The organism is Serratia sp. TSO36 (genome assembly GCF_057808395.1).
Genome location: NZ_JBJZOU010000015.1, coordinates 33551 through 56546, shown reverse-complemented (window position 1 = coordinate 56546; position 22996 = coordinate 33551). Strand labels below are relative to the sequence as shown.

Annotated in this window: 23 protein-coding genes; 14 read left to right on the top strand and 9 right to left on the bottom strand. The window is 61.0% G+C overall.

Translation table 11 applies throughout. The annotated features are described in order from the left end of the window. The first annotated feature begins 87 nt into the window (after positions 1-87). Both dacD and ACK3CV_RS13725 read left to right on the top strand, forming a co-directional pair. On the top strand, positions 88-1257 hold the full coding sequence (dacD, locus tag ACK3CV_RS13730; protein WP_033634700.1) for a serine-type D-Ala-D-Ala carboxypeptidase DacD: 1170 nt from the start codon (positions 88-90) through the stop codon (positions 1255-1257). A 64-nt stretch (positions 1258-1321) separates the two neighbouring features. Further along, positions 1322-2227, top strand: a complete 906-nt coding sequence (locus ACK3CV_RS13725; protein WP_033634699.1) for a LysR family transcriptional regulator — start codon at positions 1322-1324, stop codon at positions 2225-2227. 88 nt (positions 2228-2315) lie between these two features. Here ACK3CV_RS13725 and ACK3CV_RS13720 read toward each other — a convergent pair whose 3' ends face one another. From ACK3CV_RS13720 to sapA, 7 genes are all read right to left on the bottom strand, one after another. Beyond that, positions 2316-2864 carry an inclusion body family protein gene (locus ACK3CV_RS13720; protein ID WP_164040391.1) on the bottom strand — a complete coding sequence of 183 codons (549 nt, stop codon included), beginning with the start codon at positions 2862-2864 and terminating at the stop codon, positions 2316-2318. Between the two features lie 455 nt (positions 2865-3319). Then, positions 3320-4504: a CMD domain-containing protein gene (locus tag ACK3CV_RS13715; RefSeq protein WP_164040394.1), complete on the bottom strand. Its 1185-nt coding sequence runs from the start codon at positions 4502-4504 to the stop codon at positions 3320-3322. Positions 4505-4928: 424 nt separating this feature from the next. Beyond that, positions 4929-5741 (bottom strand): putrescine export ABC transporter ATP-binding protein SapF, encoded by an 813-nt coding sequence (gene sapF, locus ACK3CV_RS13710; RefSeq protein ID WP_033634693.1) that lies wholly within the window; start codon positions 5739-5741, stop codon positions 4929-4931. 1 nt (position 5742) lies between these two features. After that, on the bottom strand, positions 5743-6735 hold the full coding sequence (sapD, locus tag ACK3CV_RS13705; RefSeq protein ID WP_004930587.1) for a putrescine export ABC transporter ATP-binding protein SapD: 993 nt from the start codon (positions 6733-6735) through the stop codon (positions 5743-5745). Next, on the bottom strand, positions 6735-7625 hold the full coding sequence (gene sapC / locus ACK3CV_RS13700) for a putrescine export ABC transporter permease SapC (protein WP_004930580.1): 891 nt from the start codon (positions 7623-7625) through the stop codon (positions 6735-6737). The genes sapD and sapC overlap by 1 nt, the downstream gene beginning before the upstream one ends. Continuing rightward, positions 7612-8577 (bottom strand): putrescine export ABC transporter permease SapB, encoded by a 966-nt coding sequence (gene sapB, locus ACK3CV_RS13695; protein WP_004930575.1) that lies wholly within the window; start codon positions 8575-8577, stop codon positions 7612-7614. Before sapB ends, sapC begins: the two co-directional genes overlap by 14 nt. After that, positions 8574-10223 (bottom strand): ABC transporter substrate-binding protein SapA, encoded by a 1650-nt coding sequence (gene sapA, locus ACK3CV_RS13690; protein WP_033648454.1) that lies wholly within the window; start codon positions 10221-10223, stop codon positions 8574-8576. Before sapA ends, sapB begins: the two co-directional genes overlap by 4 nt. A 204-nt stretch (positions 10224-10427) precedes the next feature. Here sapA and folE2 point away from each other — a divergent pair, with 204 nt between their 5' ends. The 3 genes from folE2 to zigA are packed head-to-tail and all read left to right on the top strand — an operon-like array spanning position 10428 to position 13102. Then, positions 10428-11354 carry a GTP cyclohydrolase FolE2 gene (gene folE2, locus ACK3CV_RS13685; protein ID WP_086579916.1) on the top strand — a complete coding sequence of 309 codons (927 nt, stop codon included), beginning with the start codon at positions 10428-10430 and terminating at the stop codon, positions 11352-11354. Beyond that, on the top strand, positions 11344-11904 hold the full coding sequence (locus ACK3CV_RS13680; RefSeq protein ID WP_025303003.1) for an LbetaH domain-containing protein: 561 nt from the start codon (positions 11344-11346) through the stop codon (positions 11902-11904). The genes folE2 and ACK3CV_RS13680 overlap by 11 nt, the downstream gene beginning before the upstream one ends. 10 nt (positions 11905-11914) lie before the next feature. Continuing rightward, on the top strand, positions 11915-13102 hold the full coding sequence (zigA, locus tag ACK3CV_RS13675) for a zinc metallochaperone GTPase ZigA (protein WP_164040396.1): 1188 nt from the start codon (positions 11915-11917) through the stop codon (positions 13100-13102). Between the two features lie 47 nt (positions 13103-13149). Here zigA and ACK3CV_RS13670 read toward each other — a convergent pair whose 3' ends face one another. Further along, complete coding sequence (locus ACK3CV_RS13670) at positions 13150-13383, bottom strand: hypothetical protein (RefSeq protein ID WP_164040399.1); 234 nt, start codon at positions 13381-13383, stop codon at positions 13150-13152. A gap of 93 nt (positions 13384-13476) precedes the next feature. Between ACK3CV_RS13670 and ACK3CV_RS13665 the strand changes: the two genes are divergently transcribed. Both ACK3CV_RS13665 and ACK3CV_RS13660 read left to right on the top strand, forming a co-directional pair. Then, positions 13477-14436: an SDR family NAD(P)-dependent oxidoreductase gene (locus ACK3CV_RS13665; RefSeq protein WP_033653049.1), complete on the top strand. Its 960-nt coding sequence runs from the start codon at positions 13477-13479 to the stop codon at positions 14434-14436. A 31-nt stretch (positions 14437-14467) separates the two neighbouring features. Then, on the top strand, positions 14468-15598 hold the full coding sequence (locus ACK3CV_RS13660; protein WP_049234348.1) for an MFS transporter: 1131 nt from the start codon (positions 14468-14470) through the stop codon (positions 15596-15598). Positions 15599-15755: 157 nt separating this feature from the next. Here the strand turns inward: ACK3CV_RS13660 and pspF are convergent, their stop codons facing one another. After that, positions 15756-16763 carry a phage shock protein operon transcriptional activator gene (gene pspF, locus ACK3CV_RS13655; RefSeq protein WP_164040401.1) on the bottom strand — a complete coding sequence of 336 codons (1008 nt, stop codon included), beginning with the start codon at positions 16761-16763 and terminating at the stop codon, positions 15756-15758. Positions 16764-16947: 184 nt separating this feature from the next. Between pspF and pspA the strand changes: the two genes are divergently transcribed. The 7 genes from pspA to tyrR all read left to right on the top strand — a co-directional run bounded on the left by pspA (position 16948) and on the right by tyrR (position 22947). Further along, positions 16948-17613: a phage shock protein PspA gene (pspA, locus tag ACK3CV_RS13650; protein ID WP_033634686.1), complete on the top strand. Its 666-nt coding sequence runs from the start codon at positions 16948-16950 to the stop codon at positions 17611-17613. A 63-nt stretch (positions 17614-17676) separates the two neighbouring features. Then, complete coding sequence (gene pspB, locus ACK3CV_RS13645; protein ID WP_004930553.1) at positions 17677-17904, top strand: envelope stress response membrane protein PspB; 228 nt, start codon at positions 17677-17679, stop codon at positions 17902-17904. After that, positions 17904-18263: an envelope stress response membrane protein PspC gene (pspC, locus tag ACK3CV_RS13640; RefSeq protein WP_033643233.1), complete on the top strand. Its 360-nt coding sequence runs from the start codon at positions 17904-17906 to the stop codon at positions 18261-18263. The genes pspB and pspC overlap by 1 nt, the downstream gene beginning before the upstream one ends. Before the next feature lie 97 nt (positions 18264-18360). After that, entirely contained in the window at positions 18361-18627 is a 267-nt protein-coding gene (gene pspD, locus ACK3CV_RS13635; RefSeq protein ID WP_031299672.1) for a phage shock protein PspD, read from the top strand. Next, a complete protein-coding gene (locus tag ACK3CV_RS13630) occupies positions 18608-20005 on the top strand; it encodes a YcjX family GTP-binding protein (protein WP_033653054.1) in 1398 nt (465 codons plus the stop codon). Before pspD ends, ACK3CV_RS13630 begins: the two co-directional genes overlap by 20 nt. Beyond that, positions 20002-21063, top strand: coding sequence for a YcjF family protein (locus ACK3CV_RS13625; RefSeq protein WP_004930545.1), 1062 nt, complete (start codon positions 20002-20004; stop codon positions 21061-21063). The genes ACK3CV_RS13630 and ACK3CV_RS13625 overlap by 4 nt, the downstream gene beginning before the upstream one ends. A 312-nt stretch (positions 21064-21375) precedes the next feature. Next, positions 21376-22947, top strand: coding sequence for a transcriptional regulator TyrR (gene tyrR / locus ACK3CV_RS13620; protein WP_033648446.1), 1572 nt, complete (start codon positions 21376-21378; stop codon positions 22945-22947). Positions 22948-22996: the final 49 nt, after the last annotated feature.

Below are 22996 nucleotides of genomic sequence, written 5' to 3'. Positions count from 1 at the left end.
ATGGTTTCGTCTGAAAGTGAATTCATGCAGTCTATCTCGCGGATTATATTGGTATTTTATTTAGCCTGCGGGCCTGAGGAACACAGCGTGAAGCGTTCAGTATCAGTGGTGATCGGCGGCATATTGCTGCCTTTAGCGGCGCAGGCGGCGGGAACGACGCCCCATTTTCCCACCATGACCCCGCCGGCGATAGACGCCGCCTCTTACGTTTTGATGGATTACACCACCGGCCAGGTGTTGGCTGCCGGCAATGCCGATGAACGGCGCAACCCGGCCAGCCTGACCAAACTCATGACCGGGTTGGTGATCGACCACGCGCTCGACCAGCACAAGATTGGCCTTGACGATGTCGTCACCGTGGGGAAAGACGCCTGGGCGCAGGGCAACCCGGTGTTCAAGGGGTCTTCGTTGATGTTCCTGAAGCCAGGTGACAGGGTCACGGTACGCGATCTCAGCCGCGGCATTATCATCGATTCCGGCAACGACGCCTGCGTGGCGATGGCGGACTATGTGGCGGGCAGCCAGGCCAACTTCGTCAAGCTGATGAACGAGAAGAGCGCGCAGCTGGGCCTGCAGAACACCCATTTCGAAACGGTACACGGGCTGGATGCGCCGGGGCAGTTCACCACCGCCGGCGATCTGGCGGTGATTGCGCGTGCCATTATCATGAGTGAACCGGCGGAATATCATATGTACAGCGAGAAGTCGCTGACCTGGAACGGTATCACGCAGCAGAACCGCAATGGCCTGCTGTGGGATAAGACGCTGCACGTCGACGGGCTGAAAACCGGGCACACCGCCTCGGCCGGCTTCAACATCATCGCCTCCGCCACCGAAGGGGATCGCCGCCTGATTGCCGTGGTGATGGGCGGCAAAAGCGCTAAGGGGCGTGAGGAGCAGGCGCGTAAGCTGTTGACCTGGGGGCTGCGCGACTTTACCACCGTACACCTGTTCAGCGCCGGGCAGAGCCTGGGGGAAGAGCCGGTCTGGTACGGCGAGGATCACCGCTTGCCGGTCGGCAGCGCGCAGAACCAGTCGCTCAGCCTGCCAAAAAACGAAGCGGACAAGCTGAAGGCGCAGTACGTGATCACTGCCGCGCGGCTGGAAGCGCCGATAGGCAAAGGGCAGACCGTCGGCGAGATCCGCATCAGCGACAATGGCCAGGTGGTGAAAACCCTGCCGCTGGTGGCGCTGCAGGCGGTGCCGCAGGGCGGCGTGTTCTCGCGCCTGGCGGATTACGTGAAGCTGAAGCTCTGACTCGCCGGGCGGGCGACGGCGCCCGGTGGTATACTGATGCGAATGCCGATCATTGAGCCGCGCTATGGATATTAAACAACTGATTTATTTGTGTAATTTAGAACGGGAACGCCACTTCGGCCGGGCGGCGGAAGCCAGCTTCGTTAGCCAGCCGACGCTATCCATGCGATTGAAAAATCTGGAGAAAGAGCTGGGCGTTTCGCTGATTAACCGCGGCAACCATTTCGGCGGTTTTACCGCCGAAGGCGAGCGGGTGCTGGCGTGGGCGCGTGAGATCGTCTCGGTCTACCAGGGGCTGAAGCTGGAGGTGGAGTCGCTCAAGCACGGCTTGCACGGCACGCTGCGCCTTGGCGTGGTGCCGCAGTGCAGTATCTCGGTATCGGAAATGCTCAAGGCGGTCAGCGAGCGTTACCCGCATCTCGATTACCGGCTGGCGGTGCTGAGCGCCGATCAGCTGCTGGAGGCGCTGACGGCGCATACCGTCGACATCGGCATCGGCTTTTTCGAGCTGTCGACCTTAAAGGAACTGCATTTCCAATCGCAACCGCTGGTGGAAACCGGCGTCGAGCTGGTATTTCATCCGCAACACTTCCCTAAGCTGGTGGGCGACACGCCGTTGCCGCTGGAGGCGGTGGCCGCCTTGCCGCTGTGCCTGGCCGAGCCGACGCGTTATTTCCGCCGCTATCTCGATCAACACTTCCGCGACGCCGGGTTGACGCTGCACACGCGGCTGGAAACTGCCTCGATCTTCCAACTGCTGGAGGGAATTTTCGTCGGCCTGGGCTGCGGGCTGTTCCCGCGCGGCCAGCTGCAATCGCCGCTGATGCCGGCGTTGCAGCGGCGCCCGGTGGCCATCGGCGCCATGCCGCGTCATGCGGCGGTGGTGGTCGATATGGCGGAGCGCGCCACGCCGTTGGCGCAAAAATTCTTCGACGCCGCCAGCGAGTGGCTGCGTCGGCAAAATGAATAGAGACGTTTAAGTTTACCCGATGTTTCCGCAACGATTATGGCCCCATGGGGCCATAATCATGTGGTGCCTAACGGTCGACGGAATAAGGTTAATTGCTGATGGTAATGGTCGGATCCCAATAGAAATAACCCAGTAATTTCTGATCGCCGCCGTTTGGCCGATAATAAAGGCCAAATTGGATGCAATAATTTTCCGTGCCGGTATTGCTGATGTCCGCCTGGATGAACCAATAGGTTTGGTTGGTGAAGGTGACGGGGAACACGGTATTTTGCGCCGGCATCATCGAGCAGCGGGTGTACATTTTGAAGGTCGGGTTGGAAAAGACCTGGGTGCCGCTGCCGAACTGCGGCAGCCCGTAGATCAGCACGCCGGCGTCGAAATTGGCGGATTCTGAGGTGCCGGTCCAGCGAATGACGTCGCCGACATTGGCTTTAAAGTTCAAGTCCGCCGTGCCGGAGCCGCCGATCACCTGCTCGGAGGTGACGACCATATAAGCGTATTGATGGCCGATACCTGTTGGGTTGCCGGAGTCCTGACTGGGGTTGTTATTCTCGAATGCTTCTATCAGAGCATCGGTATCGATGACGACAATCACGTTAACGATACTGTTGCTGGATTTAAGTTCTTGCTCAGACATGGGGTTACCTCACAATATTTTTTTGCTGTGATGGAAAATCAAAAAATAATGGGGTTGACGGCGAGCGTTTATTTTTAGTGAATATTTGAAATGGAAATCACAACGTCGCTATCGGCTTAATCATAGAAACTAAACAGCAAGGCCACCACTGCTGAAAAGTTAGAGGCGTTAATGTGTTTCTCTATTAATTAGCAGGGTTAAAACCTTGTTTTACTGCTTCTGCGATGAGAACGGTTACATAATTGAGCGAGGGCGCAATCTTTCTATTGCTTTGTTTGCAGACATAATTTTGACGAGTCGTTATTTTCGCGAACGGCAGGAAAAAACGAATTATAATTCTCACAAATATTACTTTTTCGGATTTTTACTTTATCAGTTCATCTTTTGGCGAAGTTTTTAGCCAAAATAGATCAAAGAGAGTTAACGGCGAAATTAGCCGTCAACTCAGTGATAGGTCACTGCGCCGGCTGTGCCGGCTCCGCATCGCCCAGCGTTTGGCGCAGGCGGTTTTCCCAGGCGTAGAGCGCGGCGGTGAGGATCACTTCCAGCGCCTGCGCCTGGTTCAGGCCGCTGTTGAACAACGGCTGCACGCTCTGCGGGGTGAATTTCTCCGGAGCGCGCGTCAGCTCGGCGGCGGTGTGGATCACCGCGCGTTTAACGGCATCCTCGGTAAAAGCCAGCCCCTGAGGCAGCCCGGCGAACAGCGCCTGGGCCAGCCCGTCGTCCTGTAGCTCTTGCGCCACCGTAGCCGCGCAGTAGCGGCTGCCGTTGATGCGCGAGACCGCCAGCGTCGCCAGCGCTTTCAATCGGCTCGATAACCCATATCCTTCGGCATTGATGCCGTTAAACACGCCGTTACGCTCGCGCAGCGCGGCGGCATCATGCGCCAACAGCAAATAATAAGATTCGGCGCGCGCCTGCGGGTGGCTCTGATCCAGCACGTCAAGCTGTTCGGCGGCGGCGGCTTCCGTGTCGATTGTCGGCAGACGCGCAGCCCAGCTCAACTCGTCGGCGCTGAAAGCGACGCCATCGGCGTCTTCGACGTTCGGGAAGCCGGGCACCACCACCGCCGGGCGGCCGGCCAACGCCGCCACACCCGCCACTACACGCGCCTGATAGCTGACAAAACCGATCGTCTGAGAGAAGGTTACGATATCCGCCGGGCTCAGCCCGACGTCGCCGAGCTGTTGCAGCGCCCTGCGGCAAATCAGCGTGGGCTGGCTGGCGAGCTGGCGGGCATATTGGGTGATCTGAGCAAGGCGGATATTGCTTTCCCGGGAGGCGTCCGGGCTGTGCAGCGGGGCGAGGCGGGCGGCGTAGTGGCTACAAAGCGATTGCACGCCCGTCACCTGAGCGACGGTCAACGCGGTGCTGAGGCGATCGTAGGGTGACAATGTCACGTATCGTGACAGCGACACCTGGTCGGGAAACAGCGCGTGGTAACCGGCCAGCGAGGCGTTGAATACCCCGGCGCGGGCGCTGAGCGCAGCATTTAGCGCTTCGTCGGCGAAGGCGCCCAGCCCCAGCAGAAAACGATCGCGCAGGGTGGCCGCCTGCGGCTCCAGCGGCGCATCGCCCCGTACGCTGCTTTGGGTTTCGTGATACCACTGGGCATTATGTTGTCGACGGAGTCGTTCCATAGGGTCAATCCTTAATCGTGATCAACAGCCAACGCTGCGTACGGCAGCGGCGGCTGGACAAAGAGGCAACATGCCCGCTGGCGGGGCGAAAGGTGGATTCAGCGCAGCTCATCGCAGCACAGCGCGTGGCCGTAAACAGAGAAACCGGCGGCCAGCGTAAGCAGAAACTGCGAGAGGCGGCGATGGCGAAGGCTGTTCATCAGTGCGATATCCTGTCGTATGAGAGGCTCAACGTAGGGGATATCCTCACCGATCGCCCTGGCGAGATAAAATAATGTTACGGACTAATCAATAACTGAAAGGAATAAAATATAAGGATATATAACAAGAATGTAATTTGTATTTGCGTTTTCTGGCGTAGCGGCAGGCGCGTGCGGCAATAAAAAACCCGCCGCAGCGGGTTTATTGCAGGCCAGGACGGGCCTCAAAAACGGCCGCCGTCGCGCCGCCAGGCGTCGGCGGTCAGCGCCTCGCCGAAATGGCTGGCGATAAGGCGCTTGGTCAATTCGTGCAGCGGCGCCGCCAATACCTCGGCGGTGCTGCCGCGTTCGACGATTTCCCCTTCGTGCATCACCAGCACCTGGTCGCTGATATGCTTCATCATGCCGAGGTGCTGAGTGACGTAGATATAGGAAATACCGTGTTTTTCCTGCAGTTCCAGCATCAGGTTGATGATTTGCGAGCGCATCGACATGTCCAGCGAGGCCAGCGCCTCATCGGCGACGATCACCTTCGGCTGCAGGATCAGCGCACGCGCCAATGCGACGCGCTGTTTCTGCCCGGAAGCCAGCATGTGCGGATAGTAGTAGGCGTGATCCGGCAACATGCCGACCTGGCGCAGCGTCTGGTTGATGCGCTGCTCGCGTTCGGCGGGTTCCAGACTGGTGTTCAGCCGCAGCGGCGCGTCCAGCAGTTGGCCGATGCGCTGGCGCGGGTTGAGCGAGGTGCTCGGATCCTGAAAAATCATGCGAATGCGCTGGCTGCGGTAGCGATAATCGCCGAATTCCAGCGGATGATCGTCGATCAGCAGTTCACCGCCGGTCGGTTCCACCATGCCGGAGAGCATCTTCGCCAGCGTGGATTTGCCGGAGCCGTTCTCGCCGATCACCGCCAGCGTCTGGCCTTCGCGCAGGGTAAAGCTGACGGATTTCACCGCCTCGACGTGCTGACGGCGGAACAGCCCGGTGCGGTAGCGGTAGGTTTTGCTCAGGTTGCGCACTTCCAACAGCGTTTCCATGTTATTGCTCCTCCATGTTCAGCGGGAAGTGGCAGGCGAAGAAGTGGTTTTTGACCGGGCGCAGGCGCGGCGTTTCGATGCACTTCTTCTGCGCGTAAGGGCAGCGCGGCCCCAGACGGCAGCCGATCGGCAGGTGTTCCAGCGAAGGAATGGCGCCCGGCAGCGTGTTCAACCGGCTCTTGTGCGGCAGCGAGCGGCCGAAGTCCGGCATGGCGCGGATCAGCGCCTGGGTGTAAGGGTGGTGCGGCGCCGCCAGCAGCTCTTCGCACTGGGCGCTTTCCACCGTTTGCCCGCAGTACAGCACGTTCACCCGGTCGGCCCATTTACTCATCATCTGCAAATCGTGGCTGATCAGCAGGATGGTGGTGTTGTTGTTCTGATTGAGGCGCGCCAACAGGCGGAAAATCTGCGCCTGGGTGGTCGGCTCCATGGCGTTGGTCGGCTCATCGGCGATCAGCAGGCGCGGCTGGTTGGCCAGCGCGATGGCGATCATCACTTTCTGACACTCGCCTTCGGTCAGCTCGTACGGGAAGCTGCCCATGATGTCGTCGTGATCCTTGATGCCGACGCGGTGCAGCAATTCGATGGCGCGGCGTTTGCGCCAGTTGAAGCGCTGCCACCAGTGGCCTTTATAAGTCCAGCCCGGGATCGCCTGCGCCAGCTGGCGGCCGATGCTCTCGGAAGGATCGAGACAGGACTGCGGCTCCTGGAAAATCATCGAGACGTTGTGGCCCACCAGCCTGCGCCGCTCGCGCGGGCTCAGCTGCAGCAGATCGATGTCGTCGAAGCGGAAACGGTCGGCGGTGACGCGCCAGTTGTCTTTGGTTACGCCGCAGATGGCCTTGGCGATCAGGCTCTTGCCGGAGCCCGATTCACCCACCAGGCCGCGCACCTCGCCCTCGGTCAGCGTCATGCTGACGCGATCGACCGCCTTGACCGGCCCTTCGGCGGTCATAAATTCAATCGTCAGATTGCGGATATCGAGTAACGGCATTATTCCACCCCGGCATTGATTGCGCGGCGCATACCGTCGCCTAACAGGTTAACCAGCAGCACGCTGACGAGGATGGCCGCGCCGGGCAGCATCACCGTCCAGGGGGCGACGTACACCAGCTCGAGCGAATCGCCAAGCATCGCTCCCCATTCCGGCGAAGGCAGCTGCGCGCCGAGATCGAGGAAGCCGAGTGCGGCGATGTCCAAAATGGCCATCGACAACGCGCGGGTGAACTCGGTCACCAGCACCGCGGCGATGTTCGGCATGACGGCGTACCACAGGATCTGCAGCGTGGAAGCGCCGTCGAGCCGCGCCGCCACCACGTACTCTTTCTCCAGCTCGTCGTGCACCGCGCTGTAGATGGTGCGCACCATGCGCGGCAGCAAGGCGAGCCACACCGCCAGCATGGCGTGTTCAAGTTTGGGGCCGATAAACGCCACCACCACGATCGCCAGCAGCAGCGAGGGAATGGACAGCAGGGTATCGAGGATGTGGTTGAGCACCGCCGAGCGCAGCCCGTGGGTGACGCCGGCGAACACGCCGAGGATCACTCCGCAGAACGCCGCGGCCAGCGTCACCGCCAGCGCCGAGCCGAAGGTGGCGGCAGTGCCGGTCAACAGGCGGCTGAGGATGTCGCGCCCGAGATCGTCGGTGCCGAGAAAGAACGACACGTTGCCGTAGCGTGACCAGGACGGCGGCAGCAGCTGATAGCCGAGGAACTGCTGATCCAGCGCGTAGGGCGCCAGCAGGCTGCCGAACAGCGACAGCAGCAGCAGGGCGATCACGCCGTAAAAACCGATCATCGCCAGCGCGTCGCCGTAGAAAATCCGCCAGGTGTAGCGCAGCGGGCTCGGCATTTTTTTCTCGCGGTATACGTTATCGAAGGGCATACCATTCCTTATGTTTCAGCGGGTTGGTTGCCGCACCCAGAATGTCGGCCAGGACGTTAATGGTGATCACCAGCGTGCCGACCACCATGACGCCGGCGGAGATCGCCGCATAGTCCTGCTGGCGAATGGCGTTGATCAGCCAGCGGCCGAGGCCCGGCCAGCTGAACACCACTTCGGTGATCATCGCCAGCGTGAGCATGGTGGAGAACTGCAGCCCCAGTTTGGGCACGATCGGCGGCAGCGCGTTGTGCAACACGTGGCGGCGAATGATGGTGAAGCGCGACAGACCGCGGGTGGCGGCGGCCTTGATGTAGTTTTGGCTCAGCACGTCGTCGGTGCTGATGCGCATCAGGCGCACCACTTCGGTGGTGGGCGCCACCGCCAGCGCGGCGATCGGCAGGATCATGTGGCGCAGGGCGCTGCCGATCATCTCGGCGCGGTACGGCGAGTCCGACAGCCAGGCGTCAATCAGCGCGAAACCGGTGATCGGCTTCACCTGATACAGCAGGTCGAAACGGCCGGAAACCGGCAGCCAGCCCAGGTGCAGCGAGAAGAACAGCATCAGCAGCAGCGCCAGCCAGAACACCGGCATCGAAAAGCCCAGCAGCGCGAAGGTGCTGATGGCGGTGTCCTGCCATTTGCCGCGCAGCACGCCGGCGATGATGCCCAGCGGAATGCCGATAAACAGCGCCAGGGCGAAGGCCAGCAGGCACAGTTCCATGGTGGCCGGGAACACTTCGCGCAGCTGTTCGCTGATCGCCTGGCCGTTGATGCTGGAGACGCCGAAGTCCCAGTGCAGCAGGCTGACGAAGTAGAACTGATAGGCGTCCAGCAGGGCGGCGCCGTTCAGCGGCGCGCGCGGCGTGAAATAGCTCAGGCTGAAGCTGACCAGCGTCAAGAAGAACAGCGTGATCAGCAGCAGCAGAATGCGGCGCAGGGTAAAGATAATCACTTTTTCACCTCCGGCGCGGATTCACGGTACACCCCGGCGAACGAGGCGTTGCCGAACGGGCTCAGCACCAATCCCTTGATGTCGTAGCGGTAGGCCTGCAGCCGCAGGGAAGAGGCCAGCGGCAGCACCGGCAATTGCTGCTCGAGGATCTTCTGCGCCTTGCGGTAGTTGTCGATGCGCTGAGACAGCTGCTGCGACAGCAGCGCGTTCTGCAGCACTTCGTCGAAGCCCGGGTCACACCAGTGAGCATAGTTGGTTTGTGAACGGATTGCCGCGCAGCTCAGCAGCGGCCGGAAGAAGCTGTCCGGGTCGTTGCTGTCGGTGGCCCAGCCGGTCAGGGTCAGATCGTGGTTCATCTCCATCAGGCGCGCTTCCTGGAAGCGGCCTTCCACCGGCACAATGGTGACGTTGATGCCCACCTGGCCGAGATCGGCCTGGATCAGCTCGGCGGTCTTCAGCGGGCTCGGGTTGTAAGACTGCGAGGCGGTCGGCACCCACAGCTTCAGGTTCAGCTGGCCGACGCCGGCCTGCCGCAGCATTTCGCGCGATTTGGCCGGATCGTACTCGGTGACGTGCGCGTCGTTGTCATAGGCCCAGGAGGCGCGCGGCAGGATCGAGGCGGCGGTTTCCGCCGTGCCGTAATAGATCGATTGCATCAACCGCTGGTTGTTGATCGCCAGCGAGATCGCCTGGCGCACGTTGAGGTTGTCGAGCGGCGGTTTGCGGGTGTTGAACGCCAGATAGGCGATGTTCATCCCCGGGCGCAGCGTCAGGCGCAGGCGCGGATCGTCGCGCAGGATAGACAACTGGCTGGCCGCCGGATAGGCCAGCACGTCGCATTCGCCGGTCAGCAGCTTGGAGAGGCGGCCGGTACCACCTGCGCCCAGATCGATCACCACCTGCGGCATGCGCGGCAGGCCTTTCCAGTAGGCGGCGTTGCGCGCCAGGCGAATATATTGCCCCGAGCGGTATTCATTGAGCAGGAACGGGCCGCTGCCGACCGGCTCGCGGTCGATCAGCTCCTGGTGGCCTTCGCGCGTCAGCGTGTCGGCGTATTCGGCGGACAGCACCGGCGCGTAGTGGGTCGCCAGGTGCCACAGGAACGAGGCGTCCGGCGACTGCAGGCGGATCTCCACCGTGTAGTCGTCGAGCTTTCTCACGCTCTGCACCGAATCGCCGAACTGCAGGCTGTCGAAATAGGGGTATTCGCCGCCGTTGACGTCGTGATACGGGTGTTTTTGGTCAAATACGCGCGCGAAGCTGAACACCACGTCGTCGGCGTTCATCTTGCGGGTGGGCGTGAACCAGGCGGTGGTCTGGAACGGCACGTCCTTGCGCAGATGGAAGCGGTAGGTGGCGCCGTTGTCCAGCACCTCCCAGCTTTGCGCCAGCTCGGGGATCAGCCGGTAGGTGTAGGGATCGACATCCAGCAGGCGATCGTACAGCTGGGCGGCCAGGGTATCCACCGTCAGGCCGCTGCTGGCCATTTGCGGGTTGAAGGTATTCAGTATGCCGCTGACGCAATAGACAAAGCCGCTCTGGCGAATGTCCGGCAGCGGCGCCGCGGCGGGCGCGGGCGGTGTTGTTGTGGCCAGGGCGGAGCCGGTAAAGCACAACGACACTATCCAAAGGGGTAAACCACGCATAGAGGCTCATGGGTTAATCAGCAATAGCGTTAGTGTATCGCACTCTGACCGGCAGCCCAATCCATTGAGCAAAATCGCTGAGTTTTCTGCGACTTGATTAACCAGCCCGTTCAGCGGCAAGAAAAAATTTTTTCATGTTATGTTATAATATAACAAAATCATGATACCGTTCCCCGGCAAAGTCACAATAACGCAAGGGGATGTATGAACGAAGTTGCGCTTCCACCACGCCGTTCGCTGCCAGACGCTCAGGCATGGCGCGGCGAAATGAGTGATGTCGGGCTCGATTGGGTCGGGATGCAAGGGATCGCGCTGCCGCTTGAGCTGGCCGGCAAGCCACTGATGGCCAAGGTCGACGCCGGCATCAACCTGCGCGCCGAAGCGGCGGGCGAACGCGGCATTCACATGTCGCGGCTGTATCTGGCGCTGGACGAATTGACGCAGGGCGAGCTGACGCCGCAGCGCCTCGGCCGAACGCTGCAGGCCTTTCTGGATTCGCAGCCGGAACACAGCGATCGCGCCAGCCTGACGCTCAGCGGCGAGCTGCTGCTGTCGCGCCCGGCGTTGCTGTCGCCGCAGCGCGGCTGGAAGGCTTACCCGCTGCGCATCGAGGCCACCCTGACGGACAGGCTGACGCTGGCGCTGACCGTCGGCGTACCTTACTCCTCGACCTGCCCGAGTTCGGCGGCGCTCAGCCGCCAGCTGGCGCAGCAACAGTTTCAGTTTGATTTCGAACAGGCGGCGGAGCGGATCAGCCAACGGCAGGTGAGCGAGTGGCTGTTGGAGCAGGGAATGCCGGCTACCCCCCACAGCCAGCGCAGCTGGGCCTGGGTCACCGTAACGCCCGAGAATGAACGGGCGTTCGAACCGGTGAAATTGATCGACCGCATCGAACACGCGCTGGGCACGCCGGTACAAACGCTGGTGAAACGCCGCGACGAACAGGCCTTCGCGCTGGCCAACGGTCAGAACCTGATGTTTTGCGAGGACGCGGCGCGGCGTCTGTATCGCATGCTGCGCAGCCAGTGTGATTACCGCACCTTCTCGCTGCGCGTCGAGCATCAGGAGAGCCTGCATGCCCACAATGCGGTGGCGGAGCTGAGCTGGCGGGGAGAAAATCATGCTGCGTAAAAATCCCAGCGGCCACCTGCCGCAGGTCTCGCCGCTGGCCTACATCGATCCCACCGCCATTATTTGCGGCCGGGTGATCGTCGAAGATTTCGTTTACGTCGGCCCGTATGCGGTGATCCGCGCCGACGAGTTGAACGCCGCCGGCGACATGGAGCCGATCGTCATCGGCTCGCACTCCAATATTCAGGACGGCGTGGTGATCCACTCCAAGAGCGGGGCGGCGGTCACCATTGGCCGTTACAGCTCGATCGCCCACCGCGCCATCGTCCACGGCCCGTGTCGCATCGACGATCGGGTGTTTATCGGTTTCAACAGCGTGCTGTTCAACTGCCACATCCAGTCCGGCTGCGTGGTGCGTTACAACGCGGTGGTGGACGGCGTGACGCTGCCGGAAAACCGCTATATCCCCTCGACCGAGCGCGTAGGGCCGGACAGCGACCTGTCGCGCTATCGCCAGGTCGATCGCGGCGCGCTGCAGTTTTCGGAAGAAGTGGCCGCCACCAACGTCGAGCTGGTGCGCGGCTATCAGGCATTACGCAATGAATTTTAATGAGGCTCCCATGAAACAACTTCCCGTGACCGTGCTTTCCGGCTTTCTCGGCGCCGGCAAGACTACGGTGCTGAACCACATCCTGAACAACCGGCAGGGCATGCGCGTGGCGGTGATCGTCAACGACATGAGCGAAGTGAACATCGACGCCGCGCTGGTGGAAAATGCCGTGCATCTCGATCGCCAGGAAGAGAAGCTGGTGGAGATGAGCAACGGCTGCATTTGCTGCACGCTGCGCGAAGACCTGCTGGTATCGGTGCGCGAGCTGGCGCAGGACGGGCGCTTTGATTATCTGTTGATCGAATCGAGCGGCATCTCCGAGCCGCTGCCGGTGGCGGAAACCTTTACCTTCGAGGATGAACAAGGGGAAAGCCTGTCGCAGTTCGCCCGGCTGGATACCCTGGTGACGGTGGTCGACGGGGTGAATTTCATCCAGCAGTACCAGCAGGCGCAAAGCCTGCAGGAGGCCGGCCAAAGCCTGGGCGAGGACGATCTGCGCAGCGTGGCGGATCTACTGATTGAGCAAATTGAGTTCTGCGACGTGATCCTGGTCAGCAAGACCGATCTGTTGACGCCAGCCCAGCAGGGCGAAGTGATGGCGCTGTTGGCCAGCCTGAACCCCGATGCCCGCATTGTGCCGATCGCGCCGGGTAAGCTGCCGCTGGAGGCGGTGCTGAATACCGGCAGCTTCAGCTTTGAAAAGGCGCAGCAGGCGCCCGGCTGGCTGAAAGAGCTGCGCGGCGAACACGTGCCGGAAACGGAAAACTACGGCATCAGCAGCTTCGTCTATCAGGCGCGGCGGCCGTTTGCGCCTGACAAGTTTTACCGCGTGATCAACGGCGACTGGGGCGGCGGCAAGCTGCTGCGCTCGAAAGGCTTTTTCTGGCTGGCGACGCGGCCGCGCCAGGCCGGACAGTGGAGCCAGGCCGGCGGCATCGCCCACTACGGCCTGGCGGGCACCTTTTGGCGCGCCATCCCGCAAAAGAACTGGCCGCAGGATCCCGAAGCGCGGGCGCATATTCAGGAAAAATGGGTGGAGCCGTTCGGCGACATGCGCCAGGAGCTGGTGTTTATCGGCCAGCATCTGCAGCAGGCGACGATCGTGCGTTTGTTGGACGACTGCCTGCTGAGCGACGATGAAATGGCCGCCGGCGTGGACTACTGGCTGGATATGGCTGACCCGTTCCCTGAGTGGTAATTGCGCAATCTTCGTGTGGAAATGAGAAAAATTCTCAACAAAGTGCTTTACAGACGATACTGATAACTATTATCATCGCCTGGCAGTTCACGGAAGGCCACAGTTTGCGGCTCTGATGTGGAAGGCACGACATTGCTCACATTGCTTCCAGTGTTTTTTAAGCCAGCTCGGGTGCTGGCTTTTTTTTTGCCTGCCTCAGACCGGAAACCTCGCCAGGCAAACAGCATATCCGCACTCTGCTGTTCAACCTGGACGATCTCGACAGAAGTTCGGGCTTTCATACATTCACAGTCCCGCGACGGAATTTCATACTCCTCCTCATCGACGCGCCGGCTGCGTTTGGCCTGCCACTGTTAACCGCGAGGAGAAAGCCTGTGATTATCCAACAAACCCCCATCAACTCAGGATTCGGGCCCAAAACGACCGCCGGCGAGGTGCTAACGGGCCTGGATCTGTCAGGCACTCAGGCCATCGTCACCGGTGGTCATTCAGGTCTCGGTCTGGAGACGACGCTGGCGCTGGCCGACGCCGGCGCACGGGTCATCGTCGCTTGCCGGGCACCGGCGGCAGCCAAAGAGGTGTTAGGGCAGAGCGCCGGCGTCGAGATCGCCGAACTCGATCTCGCCGATTTAAACAGCGTGCGCCGATTCGCCGCAGACTTTACCGCATCGAGCCTACGGGCGGATATTGTCATCAACAACGCCGGAGTGATGGCATGCCCGGAGGCGCGGGTGGGGCGCGGTTGGGAAAGGCAGTTCGCCACCAACCATCTCGGCCACTATGCGCTGACCAATTTGCTGTGGCCGGCCATTGCCGATGGCGGGCGGGTGGTCAGCGTTTCCTCCGCCGGGCATCACCATTCGGCGATCCGCTGGGAAGATGTGCAGTTCGAACGCGGTTACGACAAGTGGCTGGCGTACGGTCAGTCGAAGACGGCGAATGCCCTGTTTGCCGTCCGGTTGGATCTTCTTGGCCGCTCGCGGGGGATCCGCGCATTTAGCCTGCATCCTGGCAGCATCGCCACGCCGCTGCAGCGGCACATATCGAGAGAAGAGATGATAGCCCTAGGCTGGATGGACGAAGACGGCAATCCGGCCGATCCCGACGCCCTTAAAACGCCTCAGCAGGGGGCCGCGACTCAGGTGTGGGCCGCCACCTCACCGCAGTTGCAGGGTTTGGGAGGACTTTACTGTGAGGATGGCGATATTGCCGGTATCGCCGCACACGACAGTCAGGCGCTGGTCGGCGTGAAGGAATACGCGATCGATCCGGAACAGGCGCAGCGTCTGTGGGCGCTTTCGGCGTCGCTGACCGGTGTCGATGCCTTCGCCTGAGCAGGCCGCTAATCGGATAAGAGGAGCGTCCATGATGTCGATGATGAAAGAAAAAAACCTGGCGATATCCAGCATGTTTTTCATGCTGGGGTTGTGTTTCGGCAGTTTGAGCTCAAGGATGGCGACGATCAAGGGAGGGCTCGCGTTGTCTGACGGCGTATTCGGCAGCGTACTGTTCGCCATGTCGGCCGGGGTGGTCTTGTCGCTGCCGATATCGGGATGGGCGATCGCCAAACTCGGCAGCAGGATGGTCGGCGTCGCGGCCATTCTGATCAACGCCATGCTTTTGCTTCTGGTGCCCTTTGCCGCGACGGTCCCTCAATTGGCGGCGTTGCTGTTTTTCTCCGGGTTCGCTTACAGCGCGGTCAATGTCTCTAACAACATGCAGGCCAGTATCGCCGAGGCGGTCAGCGGTAAAACGCGGCTGCCGTTCTTTCACGGTATATGGGGCGTGGCCGGGTTCGTCGGCGCAGGGATCGGGGCGCTAATGATCGGTCGGGATGTCGCCTTGCCGCTGCACTTTACTGGCATAGCGGCGGTGGCTCTGGTGTCCGCCTTGCTGTGTCGGCGGGCATTGTTCGACAAACCGGAGTTGGAACAGACCGGGCGCGCTTTCGCCATCCCGGACCGCTCGCTGTTCAACTATGGCCTGATCGTTTTCTGCTCGATGGCTTGTGAGGGCATCATGTATGACTGGAGCGTCGTTTATTTTCAGAATGTCGTCTCGGTCGATCGAAAATACATCGGCCTGGGTTTTACGGTATTTATGGCGGCCATGACGATCGGTCGGCTCATGTTGAACCGGTTCGTTGATCGGATCGGAGTGAGAAGAACGTTGCAGTGGGGCGGAATGCTGGCGTTCACCGGCATGACGCTAACGACCTGGTTGCCGGGGTTGGTGACATCGATAATCGGTTTTTTCCTGGTTGGGCTTGGCATTTGCGTCATTATTCCGCTGGTTGCGGGGGCGGCCGCAAGGTCTTCTTCCATGGCGCCAAGCGCCGCCATCGCGGCGGTGTTGACCATCGGCTTTCTGGGCACGCTGATCGGGCCGCCGTTAATCGGGTTCTTATCCGAAACTGTCGGTCTGCGCTATGCCTTTCTGGTCTGCGTCGCGTTGTCGCTCGGCGTCATTTATCGGGCAGGGAAAATACCGCAGTGATCTTGCAAGAAGGTGATTCATCGGCGGGAAAATCCCGCGCAGTGAAGTGACCGTCGGGAAAGGCCGACATCTCCAGGCGGCCGTCCTCAGGCCACATCTCCCAACCTGGGGCTAATAGCTGACGGCCGGGAAAGACCGGCACCCAATCCCTGCGTTACTAATCCTCGTCTTGCTCGCCGTTTTGCAGCAGCGCATGTTTTTTCAGCATGCCGCGCAGCTGATGATAGGTGAGCCCCAGCAGCTGCGCCGCCTTGCGCTGGTTGAAACGCCCCTGCTGCAGCGCCGCTTCGATCAATACCTTCTCCTGCTCCAGCTGCCAGTTTTTCAAATCCAGCGGCAGCGCCGGTAACGCGCAGACGCCTTCAGGGGCGGGCGCGACCGGCGCCGCCTCACGCGGCGCAAACGGGTTGATGACGATCTCATCCAGCGGGCTGTCGCTGTCGCCGTGACGATAGACCGAACGTTCGACCACGTTTTTCAGTTCACGCACGTTGCCCGGCCAGCCATATTCGAGCAACGTTTGCCTGGCGCGTTCGGTAAAGCCGGGAAACAGCGGCAGCGCCAGTTCGCGGCACATTTGAATGGCGAAATGCTCGGCCAGCAGCATGATATCGGGCCGCCGTTGGCGCAGCGGCGGCAGCTGCACCACGTCGAACGCCAGCCGATCCAGCAGATCGGCGCGGAACTTGCCCGCCGCCGCCAGCGCCGGCAGATCGTCGTTGGTGGCGCACACCAGGCGCACATCCACCCGTAGCGGCTGGCTGCCGCCCACGCGCTCCAGCTGGCCGTATTCGATCACCCGCAGCAGCTTCTCCTGCACCAGCATCGGCGCGGTCGCCAGCTCATCGAGAAACAGCGTGCCGCCATCGGCGCGCTCGAAGCGCCCCAGATGGCGTTTTTGCGCGCCGGTAAAGGCGCCGGCCTCGTGGCCGAACAGTTCGGAATCCAGCAGGTTTTCATTCAGCGCCGCGCAGTTGAGCGAGATGAACGGCCCTTGCCAACGGTTGGAAAGGTAGTGCAGGCGGTGGGCGATCAGCTCCTTGCCGGTACCGCGCTCGCCGATCACCAGCACCGGTTTGTTAAGCTTTGCCACCTGGGAGACTTGCTCCAATACGTCGACAAAGGCGTTTGCCTCGCCCAACAAATTCTCTGGCTGCTCGTTCATGATGAAATTCGCCAATGTTTGGTGAAAATAATCACTCTACAGCAAGCACGCAGAGAGTCAAAAAATAATATCCATTATTTATCAATGATATAAAAGTTGGCACGGGTTTTGATTATATCTTCAGGCAAGCTGTACGACTTAACGCGGCGCTTCAGACGCCATCAGAACCAAGAGGAAGTGAATTATGGGTATTTTTTCTCGTTTTGCCGACATCGTGAACGCCAACATCAACACCCTGCTGGACAAGGCGGAAGATCCGCAGAAGCTGGTGCGGTTGATGATCCAAGAGATGGAAGACACGCTGGTTGAAGTTCGCTCTACGTCGGCGCGTGCGCTGGCGGAGAAAAAGCAGCTGCTGCGTCGCATTGAGCAGGGCGAAAGCCAGGTAGGCGACTGGCAGGAAAAAGCCGAACTGGCGCTGCGCAAAGATAAAGAAGATTTGGCCCGTGCGGCGCTGATCGAAAAACAAAAGGTGGCCGATCTGATCGCCACGCTGACGCAAGAAGTGGCGACCGTAGAAGAAACGCTGGCGCGCATGAAGAGCGAAATCGGCGAGCTGGAAAACAAGCTGACCGAAACCCGCGCGCGGCAGCAGGCGCTGGCGCTGCGTCATCAGGCCGCGTCTTCCTCCCGTGAAGTGCGCCGCCAGCTCGACAGCGGCAAGCTGGATGAAGCGATGGCGCGTTTCGAACAGTTTGAGCGCCGCATCGACCATATGGAAGCCGAAGCGGAAAGCATCAGCATCGGTAAAAAGAAGTCGCTGGATCAAGAGTTTGCCGAGCTGAAAGCCGACGACGCCATCAGTGAGCAGCTGGCGGCGCTGAAAGCCAAGATGAACCGCTCCGAGTAAGGTGAACCGCGGCCACACGTCGGAGGTGGCCGCCTATCCAGGACCCGATAAGAAGGAATAACAATGAGTGCTTTATTACTTGCCATTCCGCTGACAATTTTCGTGTTGTTTGTCGCGCCGATTTGGCTTTGGCTGCATTACAGCAATCGGCAACAGACCGGCATCCAGCTGAGTCAGCAAGAAATGCAGCGCCTGGCGCAGCTGGCGGAAGACGCCAAACGCATGCGTGAACGCATTCAGGCGCTGGAAGAGATCCTTGATGCGGAACACCCGAACTGGAGACAGTCCTGATGAGCATGACGCTGGGCAGTAAAAAGCTTTATCGCGTTCCCGAAGAAGGCATGGTGAAAGGCGTCTGCGCCGGGTTGGCCCACTATTTCGACGTGCCGGTGCGCCTGATCCGCGTGATGGTGGTGCTGTCGCTGTTCTTTGGGCTGTTTTTCTTCACGCTGGTGGCCTATATCGCGCTGGTGTTCGTGTTGGACGAAGCGCCGGCCAGCCGTTTCGAAGGCGAGCATCAGAAGACGCCGCGCCAGCTGCTCGATCAGCTGGAATATGAGTTGGGCAGCGGCGAGCAGCAGCTGCGTCAGGTCGAGCGGTACGTAACGTCCGATACCTTCGGCGTGCAGAGCCGTTTCCGCAAGCTGTAACCCTTCTTGCGATGCCCGGCCTGCGCAGGCCGGGCATCTTCGCCGCCGTTATCCCGTTGAATGTGAAATTAATCGTCTTGTGCCGGAGGGCATTGTCATGAATAAAATCGATGTTGCGAACACCGCCAGAACGGGTGGATTTAAACGAGGAGCGGCGGCAATGTTGAAGACATTGGCTAAAGTCATCATCATAGCGTTATTGAACTATGGCCCGGCGGGCGCCGCCGGCTGGCTGTTGAAGACCGTCGGCCGCAAACCGGTGCGCTTCGTGCTGGCGCTGGTGCTGGAACCGCTGTTCCGTAAAGGCCTGAACAAGGCATTCGGGCGTTACGTCAAGGAGAGCAATGAAACGACTGCAAAATGAGTTAACCTCGCTGGTCAACCGCGGAATGGATCGCCATCTGCGCCTGGCGGTGACCGGCCTGAGCCGCAGCGGCAAAACCGCCTTTATCACCGCCTTCGTCAACCAACTGCTGCATGTGCACAGCGGCGCGCGCATGCCGCTGTTTTCACCGGCGCGCGAAGAGCGCCTGCTGGGCGTCAAACGCATCCCGCAGCGCGATCTCGGCATCCAGCGTTTCACCTATGACGAAGGGCTGGCGCAGCTTTACGGTACGCCGCCGGCCTGGCCGACGCCGACGCGCGGCGTCAGCGAAATTCGTCTGGCGCTGCGCTACCGCTCCAACGACTCGCTGCTGCGCCACTTCAAAGACACCTCCACGCTGTACCTGGAGATCGTCGATTATCCCGGAGAATGGTTGCTGGATCTGCCGATGCTCGAGCAGGATTACCTGGCCTGGTCGCGCCAGATGGCCGGGCTGCTGCAGGGCGAACGCGCAGAATGGGCCAAACCCTGGCTTGAGTTGTGCAAAGCCTGTGATCCGCTGGCCCCGGCCGACGAAAACCGCCTGGCGGCGATCGCCCAGGCCTACACCGATTATCTGCTGCGCTGCAAAAGCGAAGGGCTGCACTTCATTCAGCCGGGGCGTTTCGTGCTGCCGGGCGACATGGCCGGCGCGCCGGCGCTGCAGTTTTTCCCGTGGCCCGACGTGGCCGCGATCGGCGAATCTAAGCTGGCGCAGGCCGACAAACACACCAACATCGGCATGTTGCGCGCTCGCTTCAACTACTATTGCCAGTCGATCGTCAAAAACTTCTACAAAGAACATTTCGTCCGTTTCGATCGGCAAATCGTGCTGGTCGACTGCCTGCAGCCGCTCAACAGCGGCCCGCAGGCGTTCAACGACATGCGTCTGGCGCTGACCCAACTGATGCAGAGCTTCCATTACGGCAAGCGCACGCTGTTTCGCCGCTTGTTCTCGCCGACCATCGACAAACTGATGTTCGCCGCCACCAAGGCGGATCATATCACCGCCGATCAGCACGCCAATCTGGTGTCGTTGCTGCAACAGCTGGTGCAGGAGGCGTGGCAGAACGCGGCGTTCGAGGGCATCAGCATGGATTGCGTCGGCCTGGCCTCGGTGCAGGCGACCGAGAGCGGCATCGTCGATCATCAGGGGCAACGCATTCCGGCGCTGAAGGGCAACCGCCTCGGTGACGGCGCGCCGCTGACGGTGTTCCCCGGCGAAGTGCCCGCGCGCCTGCCGGGGCCGGCGTTCTGGCAGAGCCAGGGGTTCCACTTCGATGAATTTCGTCCACGCGCCATGAGCGTGGACAGTCCGTTGCCGCACATCCGTCTGGATGCGGTGATGGAGTTTTTATTGGGAGACAAATTGCGATGAGCGAGCCGATCAAACCGCGTATCGATTTTGACGAGCCGCTGCAGCCGCCGCAGGAGCCGGCGTTGCGCGCCGGCGTCGCGTTCGATGCCGAACAGGCGGAAAGCTTTTTCCCGGCTGCGCCGGAGCTGCAGCAGGAAGAGGAAGAAGGGCGCGCCGAAGGCATCATTAACGCCGCGCTGAAACCGAAACGCAGCCTGTGGCGCAAAATGGTCACCGCTGGCCTGGCGCTGTTCGGCGTCAGCGTGGTGGCACAGGGCGTGCAGTGGGTGCATACCGCCTGGGTGCAGCAGGACTGGATCGCCATGGGCGGCGGCGTGGCCGGCGGCCTGATCGTGTTCGCCGGCGTCGGTTCGGTGGTCACCGAGTGGCGGCGTTTGTATCGGCTGCGCCAGCGCGCGGAAGAGCGCGACGTGGCGCGCGAGCTGTTGCACAGTCACGGGCTGGGCCAGGGGCGCGAATTCTGCGAGAAGCTGGCGCGTCAGGCCGGGCTGGATCAGGGGCATCCGGCGCTGCAGCGCTGGCAGGCCTCGCTGCATGAAACGCAAAACGATCGTGAAGTGGTGGAGCTGTACGCCAAACTGGTGCAGCCGGTGCTCGACAACCAGGCGCGGCGCGAAATCAGCCGCTCCGCCGCCGAATCGACGCTGATGATCGCCGTCAGCCCGTTGGCGCTGGTGGATATGGCGTTTATCGCCTGGCGCAACATCCGTTTGATCAACCGCATCGCCGCGCTGTACGGCATCGAGCTGGGCTACTTCAGCCGCATTCGTCTGTTCCGGCTGGTGCTGTTGAACATCGCCTTCGCCGGCGCTTCCGAGCTGGTGCGTGAAGTGGGCATGGACTGGATGTCGCAGGATCTGGCGGCGCGGCTGTCGGCGCGCGCGGCGCAGGGCATCGGCGCCGGCTTGCTGACCGCGCGGCTGGGCATCAAGGCGATGGAACTGTGCCGCCCGCTGCCGTGGCTGGAAGGGGAAAAGCCGAAGCTTGGCGATTTCCGCAGCCAGCTGATCGGCCAGTTGAAAGACACGCTGAAAAAGAGCGACGGCAAGGCCAAATAATCCCGCACGGCGCTCTGAGGAGCGCCGCTTTCTCAATGGCGCCGACGCCGGACGTAATCGAGACTTGACGACAGTCGATCCCCCTGCGAGTGCGTGATAAATCTCTGCAAAATTAATTCTGGTTGTGATAACTCTCTGTTTGTAGTCTAAAATGACGCCGATGCTGTTATTCGCTTGCGTTTAAAATCAGCAACCACGGCAATAAATCAGAGTTCTGTCAACTTTTGCTGACAGATCGCTTCTACCGCCCGGTGCGAGGGAGTATCATCATCGTCAACGATCCCCGCACCTGCAGAGATAAGGCCAACACTGATGCGTTTGGAAGTATTTTGCGAAGACCGCCTCGGTCTCACTCGAGAATTACTCGATCTTTTGGTATCGCGCAGCATTGACTTACGTGGCATCGAGATCGATCCCATCGGCCGCATTTACCTCAATTTCTCCCAGCTGGAGTTCGATACTTTCCGCGCGCTGATGGCGGAGATCCGCCGCATCGCCGGCGTGACCGACGTGCGCACCGTCAGCTTTATGCCTTCCGAACGCGAGCACCGCGCGCTGCGCGCGCTGCTGGAATCGATGCCGGAACCGGTGTTCTCGATCGACATGAAGGGCAAGGTCGAGCTGGCCAACCCGGCAGCGCAGGCGCTGTTCAGCCTGAACGAAGACAAGATCCGCAACCAGACCGCCGGGGCGCTGATCGGCGGCTATAACTTCAGCCGCTGGCTGGAGAGCGAGCATACGGCGCCGCACTCGGAGCGGGTGGTGATCCGCAGCCAGGACTTCCTGATGGACATCACGCCCATCTATCTGGAAGACGAACAGCAGCAGCCGGCCGCGGTCGGCGCGGTGGTGATGCTGAAGTCCACCGCGCGCATGGGCCGCCAGCTGCAAAATCTGTCGGTGAACGACGATACCGAATTCGACCACATCGTTGCGGTAAGCGCCAAGATGCGTCACGTGCTGGAGCAGGCGCGCAAGCTGGCGATGCTCGATGCGCCGCTGCTGATCGTCGGCGATACAGGTACCGGCAAAGATATTCTGGCCCGCGCCTGCCATTTGCGCAGCCCGCGCGGCAAACAGCCGTTCCTGGCGCTGAACTGCGCTGCACTGCCGGATGACGTGGTGGAGAGCGAGCTGTTCGGCCATGCGCCGGGCGCTTATCCCAACGCGCTGGAAGGCAAGAAGGGCTTCTTCGAGCAGGCCAACGGCGGCTCGGTGCTGCTGGATGAGATCGGCGAAATGTCGCCGCGCATGCAGACTAAATTGCTGCGTTTCCTCAACGACGGCACCTTCCGCCGGGTCGGCGAAGAGCATGAGGTGCACGTCGACGTACGCGTGATCTGCGCCACCCAGAAAAACCTCACCGAGCTGGTGCAGCGCGGAGAATTCCGCGAAGATCTCTATTATCGCCTCAACGTGCTGACCATCACCATCCCGCCGCTGCGCGAACGTCCGCAGGACATCATGCCGCTGACCGAGCTGTTCGTGGCGCGCTTCGCCGATGAGCAGGGCGTGGCGCGGCCCAAACTGGCGAGCGATTTGGGCGGCTTCCTCAGCAAGTACGGCTGGCCGGGCAACGTGCGCCAGCTGAAAAACGCCATCTACCGCGCGCTGACGCAAACCGAAGGCTACGAACTGCGGCCACAGGATATCGTGTTGCCGGAGTTCGAGGTGGAGATGTCGCTGGGCGACGAGGTGCTGGACGGCTCGCTGGACGACATCAGCAAGCGTTTCGAGCGCTCGGTGCTGACGCGTCTGTATCGCACCTATCCCAGCACCCGCAAGCTGGCGAAGCGCCTGGGCGTTTCCCACACCGCCATCGCCAACAAGCTGCGCGAGTATGGCCTGAGCAGCCGCAAAGGCGGCGCCGAGGGCGAAGAATAAGAAAGGCGCCTTGCGGCGCCTTTAATGGGTATCCAAAGCCGGCGTTCGC

Bases quoted from the DNA above. Each gene is read 5' to 3' on its own strand.
- ACK3CV_RS13625 (WP_004930545.1), top strand. From the start codon at position 20,002: ATGAGCGAGCCGATCAAACCGCGTATCGATTTTGACGAGCCGCTGCAG.
- pspF (WP_164040401.1), bottom strand. From the start codon at position 16,763: ATGAACGAGCAGCCAGAGAATTTGTTGGGCGAGGCAAACGCCTTTGTC.
- tyrR (WP_033648446.1), top strand. From the start codon at position 21,376: ATGCGTTTGGAAGTATTTTGCGAAGACCGCCTCGGTCTCACTCGAGAA.
- ACK3CV_RS13715 (WP_164040394.1), bottom strand. From the start codon at position 4,504: ATGGAACGACTCCGTCGACAACATAATGCCCAGTGGTATCACGAAACC.
- ACK3CV_RS13680 (WP_025303003.1), top strand. From the start codon at position 11,344: ATGCTGCGTAAAAATCCCAGCGGCCACCTGCCGCAGGTCTCGCCGCTG.
- ACK3CV_RS13670 (WP_164040399.1), bottom strand. From the start codon at position 13,383: ATGAAAGCCCGAACTTCTGTCGAGATCGTCCAGGTTGAACAGCAGAGT.
- folE2 (WP_086579916.1), top strand. From the start codon at position 10,428: ATGAACGAAGTTGCGCTTCCACCACGCCGTTCGCTGCCAGACGCTCAG.
- ACK3CV_RS13725 (WP_033634699.1), top strand. From the start codon at position 1,322: ATGGATATTAAACAACTGATTTATTTGTGTAATTTAGAACGGGAACGC.
- sapD (WP_004930587.1), bottom strand. From the start codon at position 6,735: ATGCCGTTACTCGATATCCGCAATCTGACGATTGAATTTATGACCGCC.
- zigA (WP_164040396.1), top strand. From the start codon at position 11,915: ATGAAACAACTTCCCGTGACCGTGCTTTCCGGCTTTCTCGGCGCCGGC.
- sapF (WP_033634693.1), bottom strand. From the start codon at position 5,741: ATGGAAACGCTGTTGGAAGTGCGCAACCTGAGCAAAACCTACCGCTAC.
- ACK3CV_RS13660 (WP_049234348.1), top strand. From the start codon at position 14,468: ATGATGTCGATGATGAAAGAAAAAAACCTGGCGATATCCAGCATGTTT.
- sapA (WP_033648454.1), bottom strand. From the start codon at position 10,223: ATGCGTGGTTTACCCCTTTGGATAGTGTCGTTGTGCTTTACCGGCTCC.
- pspA (WP_033634686.1), top strand. From the start codon at position 16,948: ATGGGTATTTTTTCTCGTTTTGCCGACATCGTGAACGCCAACATCAAC.
- pspD (WP_031299672.1), top strand. From the start codon at position 18,361: ATGAATAAAATCGATGTTGCGAACACCGCCAGAACGGGTGGATTTAAA.
- ACK3CV_RS13630 (WP_033653054.1), top strand. From the start codon at position 18,608: ATGAAACGACTGCAAAATGAGTTAACCTCGCTGGTCAACCGCGGAATG.
- pspB (WP_004930553.1), top strand. From the start codon at position 17,677: ATGAGTGCTTTATTACTTGCCATTCCGCTGACAATTTTCGTGTTGTTT.
- sapC (WP_004930580.1), bottom strand. From the start codon at position 7,625: ATGCCCTTCGATAACGTATACCGCGAGAAAAAAATGCCGAGCCCGCTG.
- ACK3CV_RS13720 (WP_164040391.1), bottom strand. From the start codon at position 2,864: ATGTCTGAGCAAGAACTTAAATCCAGCAACAGTATCGTTAACGTGATT.
- pspC (WP_033643233.1), top strand. From the start codon at position 17,904: ATGAGCATGACGCTGGGCAGTAAAAAGCTTTATCGCGTTCCCGAAGAA.